Origin of the sequence: Thalassobacillus devorans MSP14, assembly GCF_000496835.1 — a bacterium.
Lineage (GTDB): Bacteria > Bacillota > Bacilli > Bacillales > Halobacillaceae > Thalassobacillus > Thalassobacillus devorans_B.
In genome coordinates this window covers 871,016-889,015 of record NZ_KI543237.1, presented here as the reverse complement: position 1 = coordinate 889,015, position 18,000 = coordinate 871,016, and the positions used below count along the sequence as shown (strand labels likewise).

The following is an 18,000-nucleotide window of genomic DNA, read 5'->3' as shown; positions in this document are numbered from 1 at the left end:
CATGGAAACAGGGGGGGTTGTTTAAAAATTCTCTTTTGCAAATTCCTGTGCGAACCGGAAGCTGTGGTTCGGGACTCTGATCTTAAAGGCAAGCTGGTTTGTTTTCAGATTAAAACGATCTACCCGGAGGTCGAAATTGCTGGCGGGTTTCATCTCAGTGACTGCTACATAAATGGTTTCCTCGTTCGGGTTTATGATAACCCATTCAGGAAGATCGAAACTCTTATTGACATACTCTAATACTTTTTTATTGGGAAGCGGCAGCTTTCCGAGTGATATTCCCTCCTGCTGAAGAACGACATCTCCATTTTCCTGAACAATAGGCTCAAAGTTCATTTTCAATGGTATTTTTTGGTCGAATGCTTTGATGTTGCCTTTCAATTCGACGTTGCGCTCTAATGACACGGAGTAGTTCAAGTCATCATCGCTTGGCAGCTGACTTAAGAACTCATTGACGAGCTGTTCAAGGTTTTCTTTGGTCGAGACAATTGTAAATTCTGCTTCTTCCGTTTTCTGTTGATCCTCAACATTGACGATCGTATAGGAAGTAGGTAAAAAAATCAAAGCTAATATCCATATAATGATCCCAATGTTCAGAGCTGCGAGTGCTAAGAATAATACTTTCCATTTATTTTTGAAGTCTATAAATTTCATATCATTCCACCTGATAAATTATGAATTTCAACCGTGTCATTGCTTTTGCTCAATATCTGGTCTTATATATTCTAACACGCGCTCGGCAATAAGTTTATATCCTTTTTTATTCGGATGGAAATGATCTTCCCACAACAGCCTTTCCTCTGCATTTGTAAAGAGATCCTCAATAGGGATAAATGTAACTGCATCATATTCTTCTGATACTTCAATGCCGATTTGATTCCAATCGCTCATGATTCGCCCCATTTCAGGGATATTAGTGAAATAGCCTTCAAATGGGTTGAATAGACCTAAATGATAAATGCTGGCATCCGGGTTTTTTTCCAGTATTATTTGAAATATTTCTTCTAAATTCTGTCTATATTGATCCTGAACTTCTACAAAATCCTGATAGTCCAAATTTTGGAAGTTATCTTTGATGACTTTCATGACATCATTGGCTCCGATTGTGATTAAAACAATGTCCGCATCTTCAAGGGAATTGGATATTTCCTCCGTCTTCATACGTTTGATCAGCTGATCCGTACGATTGCCGCGCTTCCCATAATTCTCTATTTTCAGGTTAGGATAAAGCTCTGCATTCTGTAAATTCTCTTCCAGAATACCAACATAGCCGCCATTCCCGGTATCATCCCCGACTCCCTGGGTCAGGGAATCCCCTATTGCTACTATTTTCAGGTCTTTTTTAAGGAACAATCCTACTGCGTTTTCAAGAGCGTTGGTAAACGAGTCTTTTATATCCTCACCAAGCGTTTTATCTTCTTCCTCAGGTGTATCGCTGTTTTCCGGGAGATCTTCATTCTCCTCGAGTGCTGTTGTATCGTCTGCTTGCTCTTGGGGCGTTTGAGCCGTATCATTATTAGTAGCAGGCTGTTCTTGTGAAATTGCTATAATAAAAAGGCCTGTCACTAGAATGATGGCCGTGATTATAAGAAAAAATGATTTGTTTTTCACAGTATCACACCTGTATTGTTTGTTTTCCTATATTATATGCTTTACCACTGGTTTGTGGAAATTATTTTGTTTCCTTATTACAGTAATATTCTAATAGACAAACGTTTATTATACATGTTTCGGTTTTAATGCTGACAAATTGTCCGTGGCCAAGGATTTAATGATAATTGAGGGTGAAAATATCATGAAAGAAATGAAGATATCTATCCGCTCCCTCGTTGAATATGTCTATCGTGGAGGAGACATTGATAACCGTTTTCGTTCGAGCAGTTCCCTTATGGAAGGAACGATCATTCACCAGCATATCCAGCGGGAGTATAAGGATCAGGATGAGAAAGAGGTCTTTTTAAAGACAGAATTCCAACAAGAAGGTATGAAAATCATAGTTCATGGGCGTTGTGACGGTTTGTTGAAAACTGAAACAAGTGTTGTCATCGATGAGATCAAGTCAACATCCATGCCGCTTGAAGAATTAACAATTGATAGCTTCCCTGTATATTGGGCGCAGGCGAAGGGGTATGCGTATATCTACGCACTGGATCATCAACTGAAAGAGATAAAAGTCCAGTTGACTTATGTGCAAAAAACTACTAAAGAAAAGAAGCGATTCATACAAACCTGCTCATTTGAAGACCTTGCAGACTTTATGGAGGAAACCATTGCTGCATACACTTCCTATGCGCGGATTCTCGCCAATATCAGAGAAGAGAAGCATCACAGCATCACTGAATTGAATTTTCCGTTTTCTTCGTATCGGCCTGGTCAGCGTAAGTTGGCAGGGGCCGTATACAAGACAATCAAAGAAGAACGGAACTTATTTGGACAGGCTCCGACAGGTATCGGGAAAACGATCTCTACTCTTTTTCCTGCAGTAAAAGCGATGGGCGATACAGAGACAGAGCGCCTGTTTTACCTTACTGCAAAGACGATCACCCGGATGACAGCTGAGGAAGCGTTAGCTTTAATGGAAGAAAGCGGGCTGCGCCTAAGGTCGGTTACACTGACGGCCAAGGATAAAATATGCTTTCAGGAAGAGACGATCTGCCAGCCTGAATACTGCGAATTCGCAGATGGATATTATGACAGAGTGAATGGCGCAATTATTGATATTTTAAGGACTGAAACCCGGATGACCCGGGGAGTGATCGAGGAATACGCAAGAAAACACCGGGTCTGTCCCTTCGAGTTTTCACTCGACCTCGCTTATATCGTTGATGTGGTCATTGGTGATTATAACTATATTTTCGACCCAAGGGTTTCCTTGAAAAGGATGGTAAACGAAGACAGGAAGCAAACAGCTTTACTTGTAGATGAAGCGCATAACCTTGTCGAAAGGTCCCGGGGGATGTTTTCTGCTGACCTGACCAGTGGTGCCTTTAATGATTTAAAGGAGCTTTATGCAGGGGGAGAGCTGTCGGAAGCAATAGATTATGTGGTGGCAGCTTATGAAACGCTCTTTGCTGACCATAAAAAACACCAAAACTTTGTAATGGAAGAAGTACCGGGAATGATGGAAGAAGCAGTCGATCACTTCGTAGCAAAAGCAGAACAGGAATTAAGGGAGAAACCGGAAAGAGAACAAAACGACTTGCTGCTCGAAACTTATTTTGAAGCTCAAAACTTTCTGAAAATACTTCAGCTGGTAGATGATCATTATGTAATCTATGGCAGCATTGAACAAAATAATGTAGCCCTGCGTTTGTATTGTGTCGATCCTTCTTATTTACTTAACGAGGTCAGTAAACAATATGGGGCTTCTGTGTTTTTTTCTGCAACCTTATCCCCTTTCCCATATTATAAGGATATGCTGGGAGGAAAAAAGGAAGATTATATCCTGCAATTAGGTTCCCCATACGACTATAACCAGGTAGACATTACTGTTCGGCCGTTGTCGACCAGGTATAAAGATCGGGAAGAGACCAGCGTTCAGTTGGCAGAAAGTTTATATGATATGGCTGAAAGAGTGAAAGGGAATCATTTATTCTTTTTTCCTTCTTATCATTATATGGAACACGTTTATTCAGAGTGGTTAAAACAGAATAAGCAAGGGAGGAAGTTTCGTTCCATTATCCAAAGCCAAGGGATGACGGAGCAAGAACGTGATGACTTTCTGGGAAGTTTTCAAGAAGGAGAAGACCAGAAGCTTATTGGCTTTGCTGTGCTGGGTGGGGTGTTTTCTGAAGGGGTGGATTTACGAGGAGATCGTTTGAACGGTGTTGCAATCGTAGGAATAGGATTGGCCCCTAGAAGTATGGAACGTGATTTAATAAAGAATTACTTCGATAAAAAAGGTAAAAATGGCTATGATTATGCTTATGTGTATCCTGGTATGAACAAAGTACTTCAGGCTGGAGGAAGGTTGATCCGGTCAGAGGAGGACCATGGCAGCATCCTATTAGTGGATGACCGTTTCCTTACTAATAAATATTTAAGTTTATTTCCGTCTGAATGGTCTCATTATAATGTCAACAAATGAGGAAATTCGTCATTATTTCCGGGGAAATAATACAGGTTGTAGAATTACGTAAAAAATTGACGCATCATTTGCGTCTTTTTTTATATCCAAAAAAAATTAGGGAAGGATAATTTTAAGCTCACTACTAAATATGAACTTTTTGTGAATTTCAAGTTTTGTGAAAGCGGATAAGGGAAATGGCGATATTAGTTGTCTGTACCATATTTCTGAAATTTTGACGGAGGGTTTGAAATGTCGAATCAAAAAGTAAAGAACCGCTGGTTAATTGCTTTGTGTGCAGTTGGCATCCATATTTCGATTGGATCCGTCTATGCATGGAGCAACTTCACTACACCTTTAGGTGAAAAGTTTGGCTGGTCCTCCAGTCAAGTTCAGTTCACCTTTAGTCTTGCGATCTTATTTTTAGGCTTATCGGCAGCTTTTTTAGGCTGGTTTGTTGAAAAGTATGGTCCTCGGGTTGCAGGGATCACGGCAGCTATCTTTTTTGGAATTGGGGTGGCCGGTTCTGGTTTTGCCGTCCAGATGGGGTCTCTTTGGCTCCTGTATATCTTCTATGGCGTATTAGGCGGGGTAGGCCTGGGTGTCGGGTATATTGCACCGGTATCTACCTTGGTTAAATGGTTCCCGGATCGCCGCGGATTGGCGACAGGTATGGCGATCATGGGCTTTGGCTTTGCTGCTGCCATAGCAAGTCCGGTAATGGACCTGCTAATTGACTCAGTAGGAATTGCTATGACCTTTTATATTCTGGGTATCAGCTATTTCATTATCATGATTTTATCCTCTTTGTATATCGAACGTCCACCTGAGGGGTGGAAGCCGGAAGGGTTTGAAGGTGATACAGGAGAAGAGAATAAAAAAGACCTTGCTTACCTGAGTGCGAGAGAAGCTCTCAAAACAAAGCGTTTTTATTATTTGTGGATCATGTTGTTCATTAACGTGACCTGTGGAATCGCTGTTATTTCTGCAGCGAAACCTTTAGCAGTTGAAAGTGTGGGAATGAGTACAGGAGCTGCTGCAACCCTTGTCGGTGTCATGGGTATCTTCAATGGAGGAGGCAGAATTGGCTGGGCAAGTCTCTCTGACTATATTGGACGAAGTAATACTTATTTGATTTTCTTCATCCTGCAAATAGGATTATTCATCCTCTTGCCATGGACAACCGTAACTGCCTTATTCGTAATTTTCCTTGCAGTTATCTATACATGTTATGGTGGTGGGTTTTCTACACTTCCTGCATTTATCGGCGACTTGTTTGGTACGAAAGAATTAGGAGCAATCCACGGGTTTCTCCTGACAGCATGGGCAGCGGCGGGTTTAGTCGGACCTATTTTTGCTGCATGGATGAAAGATACAACAGGAAGCTATGAAAGCAGCTTGCTTTACTTCGCTGGCTTTTTCGTCATTGCTTTAATCGTATCTATCTTGACAAAGATAGACATCAGAAAAAAGCGGAAAGAAAATAAGGCAAATGCTTAAAAAGAAGGGGATCCCCCTTCTTTTTTTACATATTCTGAAACTTTTTACCACTCCATTCGTGTAATATAGTAGTAGGAGGTGCGGGTTGGATGTGGTATAAGAACAAAAGTTATTGGATATTTCCGCTCATTATTTTATTGGCAGGGACAGCTTTGTTATTTTTTGAAAATTTGCAAAAAGTTACAGAACTTGCAGATGAGGGGATAAGCAGAAGCTGGAAAATCGGAGAGACTTCTCTGAGAACAACCCCTTTTATATACGAAAAGGATGATGGTTACATAGTAAGCTACTTTTATGAAGAATCATTGATCGAAAGGACTTACGATAAGAAGTGGGAGATGCAGTCGGAGCGTCCATATGCGATCGACTATCAGAAGTTTTCCCGGGTTTTTAACAATGGCGAAACGCTGCTCTATACGGATTCACAAGCCCTTTTTCATGGGGAAGAGGGGGAGAAACTGACAGAAATTGATGGATTTTTTCCTACACAGAATCATGTAGTTTACTTACAGGAAAATCGATTATTTCACCTTGATCCCGATACCTTGCAATCTGAAAATATTTTAGAATTAGATAATAATCGTGCGGATGTCCATGTAAAGGAAACGTCTGCTGGTCTACATATCCTTACTGTAACTCCTGGAAACAGTTCGTCCGATTTGAAAGTTTATCAAATGGGAGAACAGCACAATCTGGAATTACTAACAGAAAAGTCTTTCCCTGTAAAATCAGGAGAAACTGTAAGAGAAGTGGCCTTTGATGTTCAGGGCAGGAATCTTGGCCTGATGATTGGTACGCTTCAAAAGCAAAGCGTTTCGGGTAATCCCAAGTATTATTATTATTATGCAGCAGAGGACTTAAAGGGGAACGATCTTTCTTTACATTCTTTAGAGGCAGAGGACCCCTTTGGGCATGGGAGTTTGAAAGAATGGAGTAATTTGCAGCTTTCTCTGAATGAAAACGGTGCTAGCGTTTTATTTGCTGCCCACGGGGCAACCAGGACCACCTACAAAGACACTCCCGCATTCAATGTGTATGAGCTGAAAATCCATGAAAATCAAGTGGTGACGACCAGGTTTAGTAATACACCGGGGCGTTCCGTAAATCCAATACGGGTAGGAGGGGAGGCTGTCCTATGGATGGATACGAAGGGAGAAACGAATGAAATCAATGTCGCCTCCCGGGAGGAAGTGTTGATATCAAAAGCAGAAGGATACAAACAGGCTGATTTTATCAGCGCTCTGGGTAAGACAATGGGAATGTTTTCATACGCGCCGTTTACTTTTTTCATCACTTTCATGTGGTATATTTGGCCATTTCTGTTTATTTTCTTAATGATGGGTGCTTTCGGAGGAGTGGTTGAAGAAGGAAAGAAATGGGTGATGCACACAGCACTGGCGCTATATATATTATCGGCACTATTATGGAATGACATGTTATTTTCTGAAAAGCTGATGTCCAGGATGCCGGAATACTTGAATTTTCAAGGTAGTACCTGGTTGTTACTAACAGTTTTTGCAGTAATTGCTTATCTGCTGATGGAGCGGGAAGGAAAGTGGAAAGATTGGGGAATCCCAATGAAATTCACTTATTTTGTAGGTATTCACCTCTTGCTCGTAACTGTATTCATTGGACCATATCTACTCTAAAGGCTCGGTTAAACGTTGTTATTGAGTTTTCATAAGAGACTTATTCAATTATAGGGCCGAAAAGTCGAAGACTTGATTTCGAGATATTGTAAGAGGAGAAGGGCGTAGGGGAACAACTCGCTTTCCGTGGGCGAGTGATGAGCCTCCTCGAGCTGACGCTCTGTGGGGTCTCATCTAACATCGCATTTCCCACAGGAGTCTCGCCATTCCCCTACGCCCTTTGCCATATAAGTAAAGGGAGCAATGTGAAAACAACTCTGAAAAATAACAGAACACTATAAAAACCAGTCTGTCAGTTATCCCTTTCAATGGCCGACTGGTTTTTATCATTAATGAAGCTTTCTTTCTATTCGATTTTCCAAAAGTATAATGAAGTAAGAAAGGGGGAGGATCATGTACAAATTGTTGCTTTTATTCCTGACATTGATTCTGGTTGCTGGGTGTTCATCAAATAATGAGTCACCCGAGACAAAGACACCTGAGAAAAATAACGGGAAAAGGTCTGAGATAGAAGTGCTGACTGCCAATTTGAATTCTCCGTGGGATATTGAAATCGCCGGGGATACATTTTTTATCACGGAACGAGAAGGAAACATTGTCACCTGGTCTGCGGAATCAAAGCAAAAAAGGCAGCAGGTCATAACTGAAAAGGCTATACACCAGCAAGGTGAAGGCGGATTGCTCGGCTTCCAGCTCCGTCCTGATTTTGCAGAAACGAAAGAAGCTTATGTTTATCATACTTATCGACAGGATGGCACCACGAAAAATCGGGTGATTGTCATACGTCTTGAAGATGGACAATGGCGGGAGGTTGACGTGATTATAGAGGGTATACCGGGTTCCAGCTTTCATAACGGCGGCCGTATAAAAATTGGTCCTGATAACAAGCTGTATATAACGACTGGCGATGCTTCGGACCAACGTGCAGCCCAGCAATTGGGAAGTCTGGCGGGAAAGATTCTCAGGATGAATTTGGATGGCAGCATACCAGAGGATAACCCTTTTGAAAATTCTTACGTCTACACTTTAGGACATCGTAATCCGCAAGGGATCGCCTGGACAGAGAATGGGGAAATGTATGCATCTGAGCATGGTTCCAATGCTCATGATGAAATCAACAAAATTGAAGCAGGGAGTAATTATGGCTGGCCTGTGATAAAAGGGGATGAAGAACAAGAAGGTATGGTGACGCCTATCTTCCATACCGGTACCGACACCTGGGCCCCATCCGGAGTGGCAATAGAAAATAATCGATTGTACATTTCCAGTCTGCGCGGGCAGGCTCTCCGTACCATGGACTTGAATGAATTGGAACCCATGGTTATGACGGATGAATATGGGCGAATCCGCGATGTCACGATTGAAAACGGGGATATTTATTTCATTAATAATAATACTGATGGACGAGGCTCTCCTGCAGCAGACGATGATCGCTTGTTTAAGGTTACTAATCAGTGATGGGCTGGGGGTAGAATCCATTTTATTTAGGGAGCGAGGTGTTTTACCAGCCAGTCAGTGAGCAAACTTTCTACTTTATTCAGGTAGCCAAAAAATGTATGATTAGCGCCATGGATGACTTCAAGCTTTGACTGGGGAGGGAGCCATTTCATCCCTAGTCTGGAAATGTTGGAGAGTTTTACTTCTTCCTCGTCTGCATCACCATGGATAATCAACACGGGACAGTCGATTTTTGATAAGAGCTTTTGTTGGTTACACGTTTCAAAATCCATGAGCATTTGACGATCGATTTGAATATTCTCCCGGTGAGGACTTTGAGTTTTTTCGACAAGGTACCCTTGGACTGTCACATCGTCCAGCTGTTCTTCCGTGAAATGTTCGGTCCACTCATATTTGATTGGCCCCGTAAGGGCCCCGCTTAGCATGATAACCTCGACACCTTCGGTGAAACTTTCCAGACAGACTCTGCTGCCAAGACTGTGACCATAGAGGCCAATTCGCGTAAAACCTAAGTTTTTCACATAAGAAATGGCTGCCTGTAAATCATCTATTTCTTTCTGCAGGGTGATTCGGTCGTCATCGCTTTCCCCGCAGCCGCTGAAATCAAATTTCAATACACTGAACCCATGCCGGTGGAAGGCTTTGGAGAATCGGTCGAATCTACCTTTTAAAGATTTATCAGAAGTGAAGCCGTGGCACATGATGACAATCCTCTCCTGTGAAGCTGGATACAACTCACCAATCAAATTCAAATGACGGGAATTCTTAAAAGAAATTTTTTTCATCAATGTGCCTGCCTCCCTATCAGTTATCTTCTGAAATATAGTTTCCCTGGACAAACGTCATAATGGCGAACACAATGAAGGAAAGCATTAAAATTGATCCGCCCACAATGAAAAAGATGAGATTGAAAGTGTTCATGTCCCCGAAAGGTTTGACGTAATAGAGCCACATTCCTGCTGTCAGTCCAATCGACCCGATGAAAGCTGTCCATACCTGAGTAGTTGCAAGCACTGATTTTTTGGGGATGGGGAAAACTTTATAATAGATGGCAAAAGAAAATAGCGATAACCAACCGACAACAAGGATGTGGGCGTGAACTGCTCTGAATTCATAACCTCCTGCGCCAGCCATATGGGATCCGATAAATGCACCTATCAAAGCATATATTGCTGAAACACGAACTAGAAAACGCGTACGATCCATAATACTCCTCCTACTAAAATAAATACTATCATTAGCACTATGACCACCTTATTATATCGGAAGCATGACATGATGAAAACATGTGTCACAGGAATGTCGATTTAATTAGAGACGGTTTGTTTTATAAAAATTCATCAGTAATGTAACATGAAAAGGAGAGAATATATGAAACTGGCAATGATTCATCATATCAGTTTAAAGACAAGTGATTTGGAAAAAGCGAAGCGTTTTTATGGAGAAGTACTAGGGTTAGTGGAAGAAGACAGACCCAATTTCTCATTTGCGGGTGCGTGGTACCGGATCGGGGAGTATAAACAGCTGCATTTAATCGAGGATCCCGGGTTTATCTACAACCCTGGTCGTCATATTGATACAAGAGGGAACCATGTCGCATTCCGAGTGGACAGCTATCAGGAGACAGCGGCACACTTGAAAGCCAGTGAAATTGAAATAAAAGAGAAGCCCAATAGTACCAGTGGTTTTGCTCAAATTTTCTGCTGTGATCCCGATGGTCATATCATTGAGTTCCACGTCCCTCAACAATAGTAATACATCTGGGAGGAATGAATTTGAAAAAAATGTTCGTCTTGTTTTTCACGGCTTCACTTCTGACCGCATACAGCCAAGTAGGGATCGTCCAAGCTTCTAGTAGTTACAGCGAAGACGGGGAGAAGGTTGTCCAGGAAGTGGAGCAATTTTTATAGGAGCCTATGAAAAATCTAAAGAAAGTTTACAAGAAACTAATATACTGACTTATTTAGAAAATGCTTATGATACTACTAAGCAAAAGGTGACAGAGACCGAAATACCGACGTATATTCAAGAGGTGAAGGATAAGCTGTTATCTTTGGGTGAACAGTTCAAGCAGGAGTTCCAACAGGGGATGACGGAATGGAGTGAAGAGGGGATCGACAGGAAGGAATTTGCTGATTCTTCGCTTATGAAGGTGATGAATGATTTCAGAGAGATAGGCGAGAGTATGAAAAACCTGTTATAACAGGTTTTTGATGGCGGGATAGTGAACAGAGAAAAGCTGACCATTCTTTCGGTCAGCTTTTCTTATCCTTTAAGAAGGTTAAACTTTGTTAAAGGGTTAAAGTAAAAGAAGCGGCTTTTCACCATAAGGAATTTGCTATAAGCCAAGTTTCACTAATTTTTCAGACTTAGTATTTTCCGCTATTATAGAAGAAAGTACATAGAAGGAGTGGGCAGGATGAAGCGACGTTTGCAGAAAGTGGGACAGCATTTAAAAGAAGCTGGCATGGATGCAGCTTTTATTAACGGGAAGGAGAATTTCTTTTATCTAAGTGGATTTCATACGGATCCACATGAGCGTCTGATAGGTTTGATGGTGTTTCCGGAAGCGGAACCGGTAGCCATCGTTCCTGCAATGGAAAGCGGACAGCTGCGTCAAACTGGATGGCAATATGAAGTAATCGGCTATGCTGATCATGAAGATCCTTGGGCCATGTTAGGGGACTCATTAAATGAAAAAGGAAAGACCAGCCTATCCGTTTTAGGTATCGAAAAGGATGTTCTATCCTATGGCAGAACAGAATCGTTATTAAAATTATTTCCGGAACAGGAGATCGTTGACGTTTCCGGTATATTGAATGAGATGCGTGTGATCAAAGATGCCTCCGAAATAGATATTATCCGTCGTGCCGCTGAACTGGCTGATTACGGTGTGAAAGCAGGTGTAGAAGCTCTGCAGGCAGGAATTTCCGAAATGGAAGTGCTTGCGAAAATCGAATATGAGCTCAAGAAAAAAGGCGTCCGTGAAATGTCGTTTTCCACTATGGTATTATTCGGCGAAAAGTCCGGGCAGCCTCATGGGTCTCCTGGCGACCGCAAGCTTCAAGAAGGTGATTTCGTATTATTTGATTTAGGAGTCGTGCTTGAAGGTTATACTTCTGATATTACACGTACGTTTGTCTACCAATCTGCCAATGCTAAACAAAAAGAAATTTATGAAACGGTGTTAGAAGCCCAGAAAGCTTCCTTGGAAATAAGTAAGCCAGGGTCGAGAATCGGGGATTTGGATCAGACTGCCCGGAATATTATAGAATCTGCAGGTTATGGTGACAAATTCCCGCATCGCATCGGGCATGGGATGGGTATCAGTGTGCATGAATTTCCTTCGATGAGCCACTTGAATGATGGGAAATTGAAAGAAGGGATGGTCTACACCATTGAGCCTGGCATCTATGATCCGGCAATAGGCGGGGTCAGGATTGAAGATGATGTATTGATTACAAAGGACGGTTATGAGACATTAACAAAGTTTCCGAAAGAATTACAGATCATAGAATAATAAAAAGCGGATTACCTTCACGAGAGGTAATCCGCTTTTTTTGGCATGCAGGGAGGGTTAAATCAGAATATAGCCATGTTAAGTACGTAACCGCTCCCTGACACTCAAAATAAACTATGCTTTTTGGTTGGTTGCTGCTATCAGTGCTTTGATGGTGTGCAGGCGGTTTTCTGCCTGGGTGAAAACGAAGGAATGCCTGCTGCGGAAAACGTCATCTGTTACTTCCATTTCGGATAATCCGAATTTTTTATGGATTTCTTTTCCCACTGCTGTTTCTAAATCATGAAAAGCCGGCAGACAGTGGAGAAAGATGACACCTTTATTATTCGTTTTCTCCACCATCGTTTGATTGACCTGGTAAGGGTGAAGCAGTTTGATTCGTTCTTCGAATTGATCTTCTTCCCCCATTGATACCCATACATCGGTATAAAGAACATCTGCGCCAGCAACAGCTTCATCGATATTGGATGTGACAGTCACTTTGCCACCTGTCTGCTTTGCGGTCTGATTGGCATATTGGACAATCGACTCTTCTGGGAAAAGTGCTTCAGGGGAACAAATCCGTATGTCCATCCCAACTTTTGCGCCGCCGATCAACAGGCTATTGGCCACATTATTCCGTCCATCACCGATATAAACAAACGTGATCCCTTTCAAATGTCCGGCTTGTTCTTTAATGGTTAAAAAGTCAGCAAGCACCTGAGTGGGATGATAGAGATCTGTCAGCCCATTCCATACGGGCACCCCTGCATGGGCTGACAATTCCTCGACTGTCTGGTGGCTGAACCCCCGAAATTCTATTCCATCAAACATACTCCCAAGTACTTTGGCTGTATCCCGAACCGATTCCTTTTTTCCGAGCTGAATATCGTTCTTCCCTAAGTATTCAGCCCGGGCCCCCAGGTCATTACATGCGACCGTAAAAGCACATCGTGTCCGGGTCGAAGGCTTTTCGAATAACATAGCGATATTTTGTCCATCCAGATAGCGATGGGGGATACCGGCTTTCTTTTTAGCTTTTAAATCTTTTGCCTTATCAATCAGATGGTTTATTTCGGTCTCTGAAAAATCTTTTAGTGTCAAAAAGCTTTTACCAAACAGCGTGCTGGCTGGTTTGGCAACTGCCTGTTCCTGAACCATTAACCATTTCTCCTCTCTTCCTTTAAATTTATATTTATGCAGTGCTATTCCTGAGGTATGAACAATAAAGCGGATTCTACCATTGGCAAACCGAAACCAATAACAGAATAAATATGCGATAATATGTATATTAACACAATTATGTTTTATATGACCAGAGCTATTTGAAAAATTTATAAAAAATAATACGCCTGAGGTCTTATATGGAAATATAGCTTAGGCTCATTATTAACCATCGATTTACAAGGTAAGATGAAGTCAAGATAGCAGAAAGGAGGCAGGATGATGAAAAAGTTTATGTTGTTTATTGCAGGGCTGATCGCTCTGTTGGTATTACTGGCTAATCTTGGACCGATGGTTTTGCTTGGGGTAAGCGTATGGCTGTTGTATATCGTATTCAGGCAATTCATCAAGAGCGATTCTACAGCAGGTAAAATCGGATGGGTGATAGCAGGCCTGCTTATCCTAAGCATTGCATTTGCTAACATTTACGCGGTTATAGGTGTTGGTGCCGCATATGCCTTGTATGTAATTTATAAGCATTGGCATGACGAAAAGCTTGATGACGAGACAATCGAACCCTCAAAAAAAGAGGATCCGTTCACGAATTTTGAAAAGCAATGGGCGGAAATGAAAAATTACTAACCAAAGGAGAGAGTGTACATGGCTAATTTATTCGAACGTATGAAAGATTCAATTACTGCTGATTTCCATGAATTATTGGATAAGAAGGAACAAAAGAATCCGATGGCTGTTTTGAATCAATATTTGCGTCAAAGTGAACAGGAAACGGAAAAAGTGAGAGTGCTGGTGGAACGCCAGCATAAATTAAAACAAGAGTTTGCGCGGGAACAGATAAAAGCTCAGGACATGGCTGAAAAACGTCAAAAACAGGCTGACATTGCCAAACGTGCAGGGGAAGAAGATATGTACGAATTTGCCATGAAAGAATACCGGGAATACCATGAGCGTGCAGAACGGATGAAAACCTCCCGACAGGAAGCTGTGCATCAGCTAGAAGAATTGGAACAAAAATATGAAGATATGAAACACCGATTAAAGGATATGCATCTGAAACGTATGGAATTAATGGGGAGGGAGAATGTCGCCCGGGCTCATCATAAAATGAACCATGTTATCGAGCACACATCAGAAAATTCCTATAATCGTTTTAATGAAATGGAGCATTACATCGATAATCTGGAATATAAAGTGAATAGTGCTTATTATCGCAATACGTTTGACAGTAAAATCGCTCAACTGGAAAAGCAAATGCAGGAACAAGAAAATGCTACAGCGAATCACTAAAAACATGATATTCTAAAAAGGCGCAGGTATTGCGTCTTTTTAGACTTTAAGAAAATAAACCTTAAGAAAAGCGTTCAATTTTTTGCTACATAATCAATGAAAGGAGGAGCCGCTGATGCTGCAACGTTTGAATACAGATACACTGAATTGGCTCATCATCATCGGTGTCTTCCTTTTTGTACTTGAAATCGTTTTTTTCAACGGTGAATTGATTTTTTCTGTGCTTTTTTCAGGTTTATTGATGTACTTGGGCTGGAAAAAATACACTCGGTTATGGGCCAAAGTAGTTTTTTGGGTAGGAGCGGTCAGCCTCACCTTTACGATTCTTAATATGATGGCAGTACGATTCCTGATTGTAGCAGGTCTTATATTATTTTTGTTTCATTACTCCCGGTCGAAAAAGGAAGCGGCTTATTTGAAGCCTGAATGGTCTGATGCGAGGGAACCTTTATATAAGGTAGAACCTCTGTTTCGACATAACTTTTTTGGTGACCAGAAAACAAAGGATACGACTTATCAATGGCAGGATATCAATATTCATGGAGCGTTTGGAGATCGCGTCGTTGACTTGAGTAATACCGTACTTCCCCACGAAGATACAGCTGTTATTTCCATCCGTCATCTGATAGGGAACATTGAAATTTATGTCCCATACGAAGTGGAGGTAAGTATTTCCCACAGCGCTGTGTTGGGGCGTGCCATTGTTTTTGATAACCATCATACTAAACTGATCAACCAGCAGCTTGCTTATCGGACAGAAGGATACGGATCCAATCATCCTCAGGTGAAAATCATCACCACATTATTTTCCGGTAATATCGAGGTGAAGCGCATATGAATATGATCGTGCGCCAAATCTTATCGGCAGTACTCTTTAGTATATTGATCGCAGCCATCATTGCAGGAACTACTTTTTTAGCTTTTCCTTTGGAAAACTGGAAAAACCTATGGGAAGTGGAAGTGTTTGATTTTCCTTATTTCATGCTGGTGGTTAGCGTCCCTATCATTATTGGCCTGATTATCGGTGTCGTCTACGGCTGGTTTTGGCGCAGAAAGCTCCATGGCATTGATCGTCAGCTGAATGAGCTGGTGAAGGGGCAGAAACGTTCTGAGCCAGAAAATGAAACGATTCAGGAAATCATAGATATTGAGAAACATCTGGCGCAATTAGAAGAAAAAATGAATAAACAGGTCGAACTTTCCCAGCGCCTGGCGACGGAAAGAACGAATGAACGGGAGAAAAGCCTCCAGGAGGTAGTCGTTCAGGAACGTAACCGGCTGGCGCGGGAATTGCATGATTCCGTAAGCCAGCAGCTGTTTGCTGCCTCGATGATGATGTCAGCAATAAATGAAGGGGACAGGACGGAGCATACCGCTATTAAAAAGCAGCTGGCTATGGTTGAGAAAATGATTCACCAATCCCAGCTTGAAATGCGTGCGTTGCTGCTTCACTTAAGGCCGGTAGCTTTAAAAGGGAAGTCAATCCGGGAAGGTGTGGAAGAGCTGCTCTCAGAACTCACGCAAAAAGTGCCGATGACCATAGAATGGAATATTGAAGATCTGAAACTCGATAAAGGTGTGGAAGACCAACTCTTCCGTATTCTGCAGGAATCTATATCAAACACACTGAGACATGCCAAAGCGGATAAATTGCATGTCCTGTTGATTGAGCGCGATAGGCTTGTCATCCTGCGCATTGTGGATGATGGGATCGGGTTTGATGTCGAACAGGCAAAATCGAGTTCCTACGGATTACAGAATATGCAAGAACGAGCGTATGAGGTAGGAGGAACGTTTAAATTAGTCAGTATTGAAGGGCAAGGGACCAGGCTGGAAGTGAAAGTCCCGGCGTTAAAGGAAGGTGAGGACAATGATTAAAGTGCTATTTGCTGACGATCATGAAATGGTTCGTATTGGTGTAACCGCATATCTCTCCGCTCAGACGGATATCGAGGTGGTGGCTGAAGCTGATGATGGCGGGGAAGCTGTAAAATTAGCCTTAGAAATGAAGCCGGACATCATCCTGATGGACCTGGTTATGAAAGAAATGGATGGGATTGAAGCAACCAGGAAAATTACTGATGCCTGGCCCGAAGCAAAAATAATCATTGTCACCAGCTTCATCGATGATGAAAAAGTATACCCTGCGCTTGAAGCAGGTGCCACAAGTTATATGCTGAAAACTTCGAAAGCAGACGAAATTGCTTCGGCTATCCGGGCCACTTATGACGGGCAGTCGATTCTGGAACCGGAAGTTACAGGGAAAATTATGAATCGCATGCGCAAGAAACCGGAGGAGCCCTTGCATGAACAATTGACAGGGCGCGAATTGGAAATTCTGTTGAAGATAGCAGAAGGGAAAACCAACCAGGAAATAGCTGATGAGTTGTACATTGCACTGAAAACCGTCAAAGTTCATGTCAGTAATATTCTTGGTAAACTGGAAGTGCATGATCGGACACAGGCAGTTATTTATGCTTTCAAACACGATTTGATCCAATGACTGGAAGGGAGAGGGGTATTGGGATGGTACATATACCAGTGGCTGTGCAAATGTATACCTTGCGTCAGGAAAGTGCACAAGACTTTGCCGGTACATTAAAAAAAGTAGCTGATTTAGGGTATGAGGGAGTAGAATTTGCGGGGTATGGAGGATTAGCTGTATCAGAAGTCAAGACCATGATCGATAGATTGGGACTTCAGGCAGTATCGAGCCATGTTCCGTTGGAAACCTTACAAGCTGAGTTACAGCAGGTTATCTACAATCAAAAGATACTGGGAAGTGAATATATTGTAGTTCCGTTCTTGAGTCAAGAACAGCGTACTGATAAAGGCTACCAGGCGCTTATCTCATTTTTACAAGAAGCAGGAGAAGCATGCCGGGCAGAGGGGATTACTCTTTGCTATCACAACCATGACTTTGAACTGGAGCAGTTGCCAGGAGGGAGGAGTGCGCTGGAAACTATATTTGAGGCCACTACCGCGGACCAACTGCATACGGAGCTTGATGTCTATTGGCTGAAGAAAGCAGGTGAGAACCCTGTCGAATGGATGAGCCGTTACCAAGGGCGGTCGCCCCTCATTCATTTAAAAGACATGACCACAGACGAAGAGCAATTTTTTGCGGAACTCGGCACTGGCGGTATCGATATCGATGCTGTGCTGGAAGCGGGTGAAGAAGTGGGGGTTCAATGGTGGATCGTAGAACAGGATGAAAGTCGTCTGACCCCCTTTGACAGTTTAGAGATTAGTATCAATTATTTAAAAAATAGACTTCCATAATTTAATAACCAGCTATGGAAGACTGGGTAAATAGAGCCAGGTCCTGTAACAAATACAGTTCCTGGCTTTTGTAATAG

At 42.2% G+C, this 18,000-nt stretch carries 18 protein-coding genes; 13 read left to right on the top strand and 5 right to left on the bottom strand.

Annotated elements, in window-relative coordinates:
- Window positions 1-21: 21 nt before the first annotated feature.
- The gene (locus P855_RS21090; RefSeq protein WP_037986090.1) at window positions 22-654 is read right to left on the bottom strand and encodes a YpmS family protein; all 633 of its coding nucleotides are present in this window, start codon (window positions 652-654) and stop codon (window positions 22-24) included.
- Window positions 655-690: 36 nt separating this feature from the next.
- Window positions 691-1,611 carry an SGNH/GDSL hydrolase family protein gene (locus P855_RS0114565; protein ID WP_028784258.1) on the bottom strand — a complete coding sequence of 307 codons (921 nt, stop codon included), beginning with the start codon at window positions 1,609-1,611 and terminating at the stop codon, window positions 691-693.
- Between the two features lie 184 nt (window positions 1,612-1,795).
- On the opposite strand from P855_RS0114565, the gene P855_RS0114560 reads away from it, so the two are divergent.
- The 4 genes from P855_RS0114560 to P855_RS0114545 all read left to right on the top strand — a co-directional run bounded on the left by P855_RS0114560 (window position 1,796) and on the right by P855_RS0114545 (window position 8,673).
- The gene (locus P855_RS0114560; protein ID WP_037986089.1) at window positions 1,796-4,087 is read left to right on the top strand and encodes an ATP-dependent DNA helicase; all 2,292 of its coding nucleotides are present in this window, start codon (window positions 1,796-1,798) and stop codon (window positions 4,085-4,087) included.
- Between the two features lie 231 nt (window positions 4,088-4,318).
- Complete coding sequence (locus tag P855_RS0114555; RefSeq protein ID WP_028784256.1) at window positions 4,319-5,566, top strand: OFA family MFS transporter; 1,248 nt, start codon at window positions 4,319-4,321, stop codon at window positions 5,564-5,566.
- 89 nt (window positions 5,567-5,655) lie between these two features.
- On the top strand, window positions 5,656-7,215 hold the full coding sequence (locus P855_RS0114550) for a hypothetical protein (RefSeq protein WP_028784255.1): 1,560 nt from the start codon (window positions 5,656-5,658) through the stop codon (window positions 7,213-7,215).
- A 393-nt stretch (window positions 7,216-7,608) separates the two neighbouring features.
- Window positions 7,609-8,673, top strand: a complete 1,065-nt coding sequence (locus P855_RS0114545) for a PQQ-dependent sugar dehydrogenase (RefSeq protein ID WP_028784254.1) — start codon at window positions 7,609-7,611, stop codon at window positions 8,671-8,673.
- A gap of 26 nt (window positions 8,674-8,699) precedes the next feature.
- Here the strand turns inward: P855_RS0114545 and P855_RS0114540 are convergent, their stop codons facing one another.
- Both P855_RS0114540 and P855_RS0114535 read right to left on the bottom strand, forming a co-directional pair.
- Window positions 8,700-9,458: an alpha/beta hydrolase gene (locus P855_RS0114540; protein WP_235062667.1), complete on the bottom strand. Its 759-nt coding sequence runs from the start codon at window positions 9,456-9,458 to the stop codon at window positions 8,700-8,702.
- A 19-nt stretch (window positions 9,459-9,477) separates the two neighbouring features.
- Window positions 9,478-9,879 carry a hypothetical protein gene (locus P855_RS0114535; protein ID WP_028784252.1) on the bottom strand — a complete coding sequence of 134 codons (402 nt, stop codon included), beginning with the start codon at window positions 9,877-9,879 and terminating at the stop codon, window positions 9,478-9,480.
- Window positions 9,880-10,044: 165 nt separating this feature from the next.
- Between P855_RS0114535 and P855_RS0114530 the strand changes: the two genes are divergently transcribed.
- The 3 genes from P855_RS0114530 to P855_RS0114515 all read left to right on the top strand — a co-directional run bounded on the left by P855_RS0114530 (window position 10,045) and on the right by P855_RS0114515 (window position 12,193).
- Entirely contained in the window at window positions 10,045-10,425 is a 381-nt protein-coding gene (locus P855_RS0114530) for a VOC family protein (RefSeq protein ID WP_028784251.1), read from the top strand.
- A 23-nt stretch (window positions 10,426-10,448) separates the two neighbouring features.
- Complete coding sequence (locus P855_RS22660) at window positions 10,449-10,583, top strand: hypothetical protein (protein WP_268744493.1); 135 nt, start codon at window positions 10,449-10,451, stop codon at window positions 10,581-10,583.
- Window positions 10,584-11,092: 509 nt separating this feature from the next.
- Complete coding sequence (locus tag P855_RS0114515) at window positions 11,093-12,193, top strand: M24 family metallopeptidase (RefSeq protein WP_028784250.1); 1,101 nt, start codon at window positions 11,093-11,095, stop codon at window positions 12,191-12,193.
- Window positions 12,194-12,307: 114 nt separating this feature from the next.
- Here the strand turns inward: P855_RS0114515 and argF are convergent, their stop codons facing one another.
- Window positions 12,308-13,333 (bottom strand): ornithine carbamoyltransferase, encoded by a 1,026-nt coding sequence (gene argF, locus P855_RS0114510; RefSeq protein WP_051353243.1) that lies wholly within the window; start codon window positions 13,331-13,333, stop codon window positions 12,308-12,310.
- Between the two features lie 285 nt (window positions 13,334-13,618).
- Here argF and P855_RS0114505 point away from each other — a divergent pair, with 285 nt between their 5' ends.
- From P855_RS0114505 to P855_RS0114480, 6 genes are all read left to right on the top strand, one after another.
- Window positions 13,619-13,978, top strand: coding sequence for a flagellar basal body rod protein (locus P855_RS0114505; RefSeq protein WP_028784248.1), 360 nt, complete (start codon window positions 13,619-13,621; stop codon window positions 13,976-13,978).
- 18 nt (window positions 13,979-13,996) lie between these two features.
- Window positions 13,997-14,641, top strand: a complete 645-nt coding sequence (locus tag P855_RS0114500; protein ID WP_028784247.1) for a PspA/IM30 family protein — start codon at window positions 13,997-13,999, stop codon at window positions 14,639-14,641.
- A 115-nt stretch (window positions 14,642-14,756) separates the two neighbouring features.
- Window positions 14,757-15,479, top strand: coding sequence for a cell wall-active antibiotics response protein LiaF (gene liaF, locus P855_RS0114495; protein ID WP_028784246.1), 723 nt, complete (start codon window positions 14,757-14,759; stop codon window positions 15,477-15,479).
- Window positions 15,476-16,519, top strand: a complete 1,044-nt coding sequence (locus tag P855_RS0114490; protein WP_028784245.1) for a sensor histidine kinase — start codon at window positions 15,476-15,478, stop codon at window positions 16,517-16,519. The genes liaF and P855_RS0114490 overlap by 4 nt, the downstream gene beginning before the upstream one ends.
- Window positions 16,512-17,144 (top strand): response regulator, encoded by a 633-nt coding sequence (locus P855_RS0114485; protein ID WP_028784244.1) that lies wholly within the window; start codon window positions 16,512-16,514, stop codon window positions 17,142-17,144. The genes P855_RS0114490 and P855_RS0114485 overlap by 8 nt, the downstream gene beginning before the upstream one ends.
- Before the next feature lie 23 nt (window positions 17,145-17,167).
- The gene (locus tag P855_RS0114480) at window positions 17,168-17,923 is read left to right on the top strand and encodes a sugar phosphate isomerase/epimerase family protein (RefSeq protein WP_028784243.1); all 756 of its coding nucleotides are present in this window, start codon (window positions 17,168-17,170) and stop codon (window positions 17,921-17,923) included.
- The last annotated feature ends 77 nt before the right edge of the window (window positions 17,924-18,000 follow it).

Bases quoted from the DNA above. Each gene is read 5' to 3' on its own strand.
- P855_RS0114515 (WP_028784250.1), top strand. From the start codon at position 11,093: ATGAAGCGACGTTTGCAGAAAGTGGGACAGCATTTAAAAGAAGCTGGC.
- P855_RS0114490 (WP_028784245.1), top strand. From the start codon at position 15,476: ATGAATATGATCGTGCGCCAAATCTTATCGGCAGTACTCTTTAGTATA.
- P855_RS0114480 (WP_028784243.1), top strand. From the start codon at position 17,168: ATGGTACATATACCAGTGGCTGTGCAAATGTATACCTTGCGTCAGGAA.
- P855_RS0114555 (WP_028784256.1), top strand. From the start codon at position 4,319: ATGTCGAATCAAAAAGTAAAGAACCGCTGGTTAATTGCTTTGTGTGCA.
- P855_RS21090 (WP_037986090.1), bottom strand. From the start codon at position 654: ATGAAATTTATAGACTTCAAAAATAAATGGAAAGTATTATTCTTAGCA.
- liaF (WP_028784246.1), top strand. From the start codon at position 14,757: ATGCTGCAACGTTTGAATACAGATACACTGAATTGGCTCATCATCATC.
- P855_RS0114500 (WP_028784247.1), top strand. From the start codon at position 13,997: ATGGCTAATTTATTCGAACGTATGAAAGATTCAATTACTGCTGATTTC.
- P855_RS0114550 (WP_028784255.1), top strand. From the start codon at position 5,656: ATGTGGTATAAGAACAAAAGTTATTGGATATTTCCGCTCATTATTTTA.
- P855_RS0114530 (WP_028784251.1), top strand. From the start codon at position 10,045: ATGAAACTGGCAATGATTCATCATATCAGTTTAAAGACAAGTGATTTG.
- P855_RS0114535 (WP_028784252.1), bottom strand. From the start codon at position 9,879: ATGGATCGTACGCGTTTTCTAGTTCGTGTTTCAGCAATATATGCTTTG.
- P855_RS0114540 (WP_235062667.1), bottom strand. From the start codon at position 9,458: ATGAAAAAAATTTCTTTTAAGAATTCCCGTCATTTGAATTTGATTGGT.
- P855_RS0114560 (WP_037986089.1), top strand. From the start codon at position 1,796: ATGAAAGAAATGAAGATATCTATCCGCTCCCTCGTTGAATATGTCTAT.
- P855_RS0114485 (WP_028784244.1), top strand. From the start codon at position 16,512: ATGATTAAAGTGCTATTTGCTGACGATCATGAAATGGTTCGTATTGGT.
- argF (WP_051353243.1), bottom strand. From the start codon at position 13,333: ATGGTTCAGGAACAGGCAGTTGCCAAACCAGCCAGCACGCTGTTTGGT.
- P855_RS0114545 (WP_028784254.1), top strand. From the start codon at position 7,609: ATGTACAAATTGTTGCTTTTATTCCTGACATTGATTCTGGTTGCTGGG.
- P855_RS0114505 (WP_028784248.1), top strand. From the start codon at position 13,619: ATGAAAAAGTTTATGTTGTTTATTGCAGGGCTGATCGCTCTGTTGGTA.